This window comes from Paracoccus sp. (in: a-proteobacteria) (assembly GCF_046462195.1).
GTDB lineage: Bacteria > Pseudomonadota > Alphaproteobacteria > Rhodobacterales > Rhodobacteraceae > Paracoccus.
The window spans coordinates 1-7399 of sequence record NZ_JBKGUN010000073.1; the positions used below are offsets into that span (position 1 = coordinate 1).

The 7399-nt window shown below is 59.4% G+C and carries 8 protein-coding genes; 7 read left to right on the forward strand and 1 reads right to left on the reverse strand.

Annotated elements, in window-relative coordinates:
* The 4 genes from ACLHHB_RS04695 to ACLHHB_RS04710 all read left to right on the forward strand — a co-directional run.
* Window positions 1-927, forward strand: a 927-nt coding sequence (locus ACLHHB_RS04695; protein ID WP_410217127.1) for a phosphoribosyltransferase, incomplete at its 5' end; no start/stop codon positions are given.
* Between the two features lie 25 nt (window positions 928-952).
* Window positions 953-1834 (forward strand): glycosyltransferase, encoded by an 882-nt coding sequence (locus ACLHHB_RS04700; RefSeq protein WP_410217128.1) that lies wholly within the window; start codon window positions 953-955, stop codon window positions 1832-1834.
* A 130-nt stretch (window positions 1835-1964) separates the two neighbouring features.
* Entirely contained in the window at window positions 1965-3035 is a 1071-nt protein-coding gene (locus ACLHHB_RS04705) for a glycosyltransferase (RefSeq protein ID WP_410217129.1), read from the forward strand.
* 1 nt (window position 3036) lies between these two features.
* Window positions 3037-4086 carry a glycosyltransferase family 4 protein gene (locus tag ACLHHB_RS04710; protein ID WP_410217130.1) on the forward strand — a complete coding sequence of 350 codons (1050 nt, stop codon included), beginning with the start codon at window positions 3037-3039 and terminating at the stop codon, window positions 4084-4086.
* 67 nt (window positions 4087-4153) lie between these two features.
* Here the strand turns inward: ACLHHB_RS04710 and ACLHHB_RS04715 are convergent, their stop codons facing one another.
* Window positions 4154-5086 carry a DUF389 domain-containing protein gene (locus ACLHHB_RS04715; protein ID WP_410217131.1) on the reverse strand — a complete coding sequence of 311 codons (933 nt, stop codon included), beginning with the start codon at window positions 5084-5086 and terminating at the stop codon, window positions 4154-4156.
* A 167-nt stretch (window positions 5087-5253) separates the two neighbouring features.
* Between ACLHHB_RS04715 and ACLHHB_RS04720 the strand changes: the two genes are divergently transcribed.
* The 3 genes from ACLHHB_RS04720 (at window position 5254) to ACLHHB_RS04730 (ending at window position 6900) form a co-directional block, all read left to right on the forward strand.
* Window positions 5254-5532 carry a DUF6894 family protein gene (locus ACLHHB_RS04720; RefSeq protein ID WP_410217132.1) on the forward strand — a complete coding sequence of 93 codons (279 nt, stop codon included), beginning with the start codon at window positions 5254-5256 and terminating at the stop codon, window positions 5530-5532.
* 219 nt (window positions 5533-5751) lie between these two features.
* Entirely contained in the window at window positions 5752-6537 is a 786-nt protein-coding gene (locus ACLHHB_RS04725; protein WP_410217133.1) for a Crp/Fnr family transcriptional regulator, read from the forward strand.
* Window positions 6538-6549: 12 nt separating this feature from the next.
* The gene (locus tag ACLHHB_RS04730) at window positions 6550-6900 is read left to right on the forward strand and encodes a DUF6894 family protein (RefSeq protein WP_410217134.1); all 351 of its coding nucleotides are present in this window, start codon (window positions 6550-6552) and stop codon (window positions 6898-6900) included.
* The last annotated feature ends 499 nt before the right edge of the window (window positions 6901-7399 follow it).

Sequence of the window (7399 nt, forward strand, 5' to 3'; positions counted from 1 at the left end):
GGGCTTCTGGCGGCCAATCTGCTGAGCTTGGTTTCGAACATTCCGCTGACCGATCTGGACTCTTTTCTGGAAGGGCGGGTCTATTCCTCCGGCACTTCGACCAAACGCACGCAACGACTGGACCGCGGCTTGGGGGACATGCGCCGCATCCTGGTTCTGGACGACAGCATCAAGAGCGGTGATGCAATGCGCCGTGCCCGCTCACGGATTGCGGAGGCAGGCGTTGGGGGGGAGATCCTCTTTGCCGCCATTTACGGGTTGGAGGCTACCCATCCCGATGTCGACGTGATCTTTGAGCAGGTCACCAATCCTCGTATCTTCCAGTGGAACTTCATGCATCACATCGTGCTGGAGCAAGCCTGCGTCGATATCGACGGCGTGCTGTGCCTTGACCCGACCAAGCAGCAGAATGACGATGGCGAGGCTTATCGCCGCTTCCTGAACGAAGCGGTTCCCCTGCACACAACCTCGCGCAAGATCGGTTGGCTGGTAACAAGCCGGCTTGAGAAATATCGTGATCTGACCGAGGCTTGGCTGAAGAGCCAAGGGGTCGAATATGGCGAACTGATCATGCTGGACCTGCCCAGTGCCGAAGAGCGCCGGCGCCAAGGGGTGCATGGAAGCTTCAAGGCCGAATTTTATCGCAAGGCTGAAAGCACCTTGTTCATCGAAAGCGAGGAGCGGCAGGCCGAGATCATTGCACGCCAATCCGGCAAGCCGGTCCTTTGCGTGGAAACGCATCAGATCCACCTGCCCGACCCGCTATCCTCTGCCGCTGTCCGGCAGAAGATGCGCAATCTTCCAAACCGCCTGAAACAGCGCACTCGCAGCACAGGTGATCACTGGAAGGTCATGGCACGCAATGTCTTAGGGGATAGCAGATATCAGACCCTAAAGAATCTGGTTCGCCCGCAGTCCAAGTCCTGATCCGGCCAAGCAGAAGGTATGTCCGATGCAGAAAAATGATCCTGTCATCAGCATCATCATTCCCGTCTGGAACGGTGAGCGGCGCATCGTACAAACGCTTGAAGCGATTGCAGCGCAAACCGTCAGCCGTGATCGCTTCGAGGTGATCGTCGTGAATAACGGATCGACCGACGGCACGGCGGATGCGGTGCGGAGTTTCGATTTCGTCACCTTGCTGTCCGAGCCGATCCCCAGTTCGTACCGGTCCCGCAACCGGGGACTGGCGGTGGCGCGTGGAAAATACGTGTTGTTCACCGACGGCGACTGCGTGCCTGCCCCCGATTGGGTGGAGCAAGCCCTTGCCATTGTGGAGCGCCGGCCAGATGCAGGGGTTTATGCCGGAGACATCGTGCTTTTCCGCGAGGAAGGCGCTCGGCCAGTTGCCGCCTGCTACGAAGAACTGACCGCCTTCAATCAGCGCTATAACGCCGAGCATGGCTATTGCGTGACAGCGAACTGGCTGTGCCGACGCGACGATCTGCGGGCGATTGGCGGCTTTGATTCCGATCTGCTGTCCGGAGGCGACAGCGAATGTTCACGCCGGATGGTCATGGCGGGACACAAGGTCATTCATGTTCCCGAGATGATCGTCGGCCACCCTACCCGGGCTACCCTAAGCGAACTGATCCGCAAGCGGCGCCGGGTGATCGGGGGGCGGTGGCGGATGGACGGTATGTCCGAAGCCGGGGTCCCGAAGACCCTTTGGCGGATGGTTCACGAAGCCAAAGGCCAAGCGAGTTGGATGGTCAGGACGAAGATCGGCATGCGGAACAAATTCGGCGTGCTTGGCATTACTGCTGCCCTGATGCTTGCCTCGCAGGCCGAGGTGCTGCGCCTGTCGGCCGGACGCCCGCCATATCGATCATAAGATGCGGGCAGCCTTGAAATGCGGGACAAGCTACTGGCTGAGTAGTGGCCTTTCCGGACCTCCGCCTATTACTGCCGTATTTCCCCTATGAAAGCCCTGTCCCTCAGGAGTTGATCAGCATGGAGTGTTTATGAGGATTCTCATCGGGAGCGCCCATCCCTATCTGCCTCAGCTTTTGGGAGGTGCCCAGTCCAGCACCCATGAATTGGCTCTGGCCCTGCGCCAGAGGGGGCATGATGTCTGCGTGGTGGGCGGGTTGATGGGCAATGGCTGGTTCGGTTTGCGCCGACGCCTTGAGTTGAAGCTGCGCCGTCGGCGGTGGGTGCGCGATGACCATCTGGGCTATCCCGTGTATCGGGCTTGGTGGGCCTCGGAAATCATAGCCGATGTTGCCCAAAACTTTAAGGCCGACGTAGCCATGTTCCAGTCGGGTTTTCCGGTCGAGATGGCCAAGGCCATGACGGGAACGGCGATCCCGACCGTCATCTACCTGCACAACGTCGAAACGGATGACCTCGGCGGCAGCCTGAGCGAGTTGAACGGCATTTCGTTCATTGCCAATTCCCGCTTTACGGCAGAAAGGTTCGCGCAATCCGACGGCGTTTCCGCCCAGATCATCTATCCGATGGTGGACGCGGATCGCTACCGCACCCGATCGTCCCGGCAGAATGTCACGTTCATCAACCCCCACCCTCACAAGGGTGTCGACATTGCCCTGAAGGTGGCGGAAGCCTGCCCCGAGATCCCCTTCGTCTTCGTCAAGGCCTGGAGCCTGTCAGCCGAAGATGAGGACAGACTGCAAACGCACGTTGCCCGCCTGGATAACCTTACAGTCCGTCCGCCCACTTCAGATATGCAATCGGTTTATGGAGAGGCGCGGATCCTTCTGGCCCCCAGCCGTTGGGAAGAGGCTTTTGGCCGCGTGGCCGCCGAAGCGCATCTGAGTGGCATTCCGGTGGTGGGGAGCGACCGTGGCGGCCTTCCAGAGGCCATCGGTCCGGGGGGAAGCATTCTGTCGCTGGATGCCCCCATCGAGGAATGGTCCGCGGCCCTGCGGAGACTCTGGTCGGACGAGGCGCATTATCAGGCGGTCTCCGAAGCGGCGCTGCGCCACTCGGAGCGGAACGAGATGAAGTCGGAGCGGCAGATCGACCAGATCGTGGATATTCTTGCTGCTACACATGAAGAAGGCCGGAACTAGAATGCGAATTCTGTTCACCATTGGCGATCCCTACCTTCCCCAACGCTCGGGCGGGGCGCAGTCCAGCACTCGGCAACTCGTTGAGGAGCTTCGCGCGCAAGGCCATGTGGTGGCAGTCATGTGCCGTTTGTCCGGGGGCGGCTGGACCGAGATGTCTTCGCGGATCAAGCGCCGCATCGGCCGCACACGCTTTTCACGCGATACATTGCCCGGTCATCTGGTTTATCGAGCATGGGACCCGACTGACGCCACCGAAGTGGTTCGCAAGTTCCGCCCGGATGTTGCGGTTGTGCAGAACGGAAACACGGTCCCCATTGCCAAAAGCTTGGAGGCGCATGGTGTTCCCGTCGTGCTTTATTTCCGGAATGTCGAGTTCGATGAACTGGAAGGTTCTCCGGCAGAGCTGTCACGCGCGCTGTTCGTTGCAAATTCGCAATTCACTGCCGACCGGCACCGTGAGGCGTTCGGCATTACCTCTACGGTTATTCCCCCGCTTGTGAACCCTGATCTTTATCGGACTGCCTCTACCCGGACCAATGTCACCTTCATCAATCCTTATCCCGTCAAGGGATTGGAGATCGCCCTTGCTGTCGCAGCGGAGTGCCCGGACATTCCCTTCACCTTCGTGGAAAGCTGGGGGATCGATGCGGAGCTTCGCGCGACTTTGGACCAGCGCTTGACCGGGTTGCCCAATGTAACCTTGCAGCCCCGGACATCCGACATGAAGACCGTCTACGGAAAGGCCCGCATCCTGCTGGCGCCAAGCCTTTGGGAAGAGGCTTGGGGAAGGGTTGCCACCGAAGCCCATTACAGCGGCATTCCAGTCATCGGGTCGCGGCAGGGCGGACTGCCGGAGGCCATCGGTTCCGGTGGGCTGACGCTCGATATTGATGCCCCTGTTGCAGATTGGGTCGCGTCGGTGCGTCGCCTCTGGGACGACCCTGCCGAATACGCCCGTTTTTCGGCAGCTGCGTTGCAATTTTCTCAGCGGCCGGACATGCAGCCCGGTTATCAGGTCAGTCAACTCCTGAAGGTTTTGGAGGAAGTCTGATTTTCCGGAAGGCCATTGCAGCCACACGCTGCATTGGCATTCAGGTTTCCGGCACACATGGGAAAGATCAATCTGACGACAAGGAGGCAGGCGGGAGCTGCTTTCGCCGGTGACGCCGGCGTTTGGCTAATATGACTGCGCCGCCACCAAAGATCACGCAGCCAGCCTCCACGGCCCATCGGCCGGCTGCGCCCAGCAGCAGCGTACCGTTCCCTGTTGCCAGTCCCATCCCCACCAATGCCATGCTGGGAATGAGCGCCAGCGCCACCATGACGCCTGTTGCAAGCACCTTGAGGCGGGAAGACACGATAATGCCTCCGGCCACGCCCGCAAGCGCGGATGTTGCCACACCGTCCGGCTTGATGCTGGACCAGTAGTTGGCCCAATATCTTTGCGCCAGTTCCGCTTGGCTGACATCGGCAAATGACAAGGCAACCGGCGTGGCGATGGCCGCCGCCCCCGCCAATGCGGCATAGCCCAACACCGTGCTCCAGACCCCGGAGCGGGCGCTGTGTCGATCCCCTCCCAAGCCGAAGACAATGCGCAGCAGCGGCTCGAAGCCGGGTGCGATCAGCATGGCGCCCACAACGACATGGATCGTGTCCGACACGATCCCGAAGACGGCCACTGCGCCTGACAATGCCATAAGGGCCAGGAAGTTGAACGACGGATTCGTATCCTGTCGCATCATCGCGCCGATTTCCTCCCAGATGGCGTCGTTGCCTTCTTCGTTGATCGTGCCGGCAGCGTCGGCGCAGACGGTGGCGTTTGGTTCCGAGATGGAAACGGCACCGGAATGGAGCAGCCCGAGGTCACTGAGGATGTTGAGAATATCCTCGCTGGCCTGATTGGCGGCTTCGATGGTCACGACGTCGCCTTCAGGCCGCTGCGCCACGCCTCGTTGAAGAAGGATGCGGGCCACGCCCTCCTGTTCCTGAACATGTTCCAGAAGAAGGGCGCAATCAGCGGCAGAGCCGGAAAATTCGATCTGGCGTGGCATCGGTATCCTTTGGTCCTGGAGTAGCAGCACAGGGCGTGCCTTTGGCCCAAACAGACGCATCTGGATGATGTTCCCCGAATATCCTGCAAAAGGGCGGGTTTGGTACGCTTCCGGACAGGAACAACACTCTGCGTCGCCTGTTCGCGTGGTTTGCAGAGGATATTGTCATGCAGAAGTTCTTTTTCCACGTGGACTACCTTCTGGACACCGTCATGGATCCGGAGGGATCGGACTGCGCCGATCTTGAAGCGGCCCGGATCGAAGCCCGGGCCATCATCCGCGAGCTTGCGGCAGATTATCTGGCAACCGACCGGTTGTTTGACCCAATAGACATTTCTATCGGCGATGCAGCAGGAAAGATCCTTGCCAAGGTGTCGGTGGCCGAAGCCGTGAGCGAGTGTTTTCCGACAGATGACCAGAGGCCGTCACGTTTGAACAGCGGCTAGCGGGGGCGGTTTGCTGGATGCATCAAGCTGTTCTGATTACTCCATCCAAGGCAGGCGCCGCCGGAAAGGCGCCCTTGGTACGCAATCTGACACCATTTAATCCGGATTGTCCGGCTTCACCATGATACGCTGAACATATCGGTCACCGTATTTTCAGGGCATGACCGACTGAGAGACAGTTGCGCGCCGTGCTCTTGCCCCAAGACAAGAGAAAGCGTCATGCCGAAACGGCTGCCTCGCCCGGATGGGCGCAATCATCTCATCTCGACCCTTTCCTCCGGCGACCAAGCCCTTCTCCAGCCGCATCTGTCCGTGGTCACGCTTGAACAAGGGGCGACCCTGGAACAGCCGGGGCAGCCCATCACCCACATCGTTTTTCCCGTCTCGGGCGTGACCTCGATCATCGTGACCGGGGGAAAGAAGACGCACCGGATCGAGGCGGGCCTTTTCGGCCGTGAGGGCATGTCAGGCACGTCGATCCTGCTGGGAACCGACAGCACACCGAACGAACTTCTTGTTCAGATACCTGGTCACGCCCTGAAGATCAGCACTGAACAACTGGGTGCGCTGGTGACACAAAGCCCCAGCCTGCATCAACACCTTCTGCTGTTCGTCCAGGCAACGCTGATCCAGACGACCCAGACAGCCCTGTCGAACAAGCATAACAGTCTGGAAGAGCGTCTCGCCCGCTGGCTTTTGATGTGTCACGACCGGGTCGAGGGAGATCTGCTGAACCTGACACACGAGTTCATGTCGTTCATGCTGGGAACGCGCCGCGCTGGTGTAACCGTGGCGACGCAAATTCTGGAAGGAAAAGGGCTGATCCGCGCCAAGCGCGGAGCTGTCACCATCCTCGATCGCGAGGGACTCGAAGAAGAAGCCGGAGGCGCTTATGGCGTCCCGGAAGCCGAATATGTCAGGTTGTTGGGCAGCAGCGGAGCAGAACCCGACCGTTCCAAGGCTGGTGGAACAATCCATTTTCTGCCCAGTTCAGGCGGCCGATGAGCGGTAAGGCCAATGCAGAAGCTTTTCTTCCACCTGGTCTATGACGGCAGAACGATCGAAGATCCGGAAGGTTCGGACTTTTCCGATCTCGCGACCGCTCATGCCGAGGCGCGAGCCGGCATCCGTGATCTGGCTGCCGAACACCTCACGGCAGGGAAGCCATTCCGGTTGAAACATGTGCGCATCAGCACATGCACGAACCAAGCCGTAGCCGAGGTTTCCGCAGCCGAAGCCGTTCGCCAAGTGATCGCGCACGAGACCTGCTTGCTGATCCGGCAGCAGATGGCGTCATGTTGTGTGACGAGGCCAAGCGACTCCGTACCCTTTGCCGGGATGTGCACCGCGACACAATGCGCTTGCTGAATGACCTTCGAAGCGTCTGCCTGGACGGGCAAGAGAGGGTTTCACAGGCCCGTCATCATCAGGCGGCGCGAAACATGAAGCATGTTTCATTGGGAACAGGATTGTCCGGTTCCGATCGCAGACATGAAGACCGGCATCATGGATCTTGAGCGGCACCAGCGTTGCCGGCGAAGCATACTGAACGCTTCTTGAGGTGCCGGCGCATCAGGCGCACATGGCAAATTTGAAGAACAACAAGATGGATCACCGATTGCTCAAGATCAACTCAACAGCCTGAGCGCGTGAGGGAGATGCGAGTAACTGGTCAGCATAGGGCCGGCAGAGTTTGGGCAACGTTGCTGCAGACGCATTGTTGCGGTGCGGTCAGGCTTTTTCTATGGAATCGGATCAAACGATCGATCTTGCGGTGCCAAACGCGTTAGAGCCGATATGCAGCATTTGGTTGATGTCCTTAACAGGCTGGTGAAGGAGGTCAGAGACAGGATCGCTTTTTTCTGGG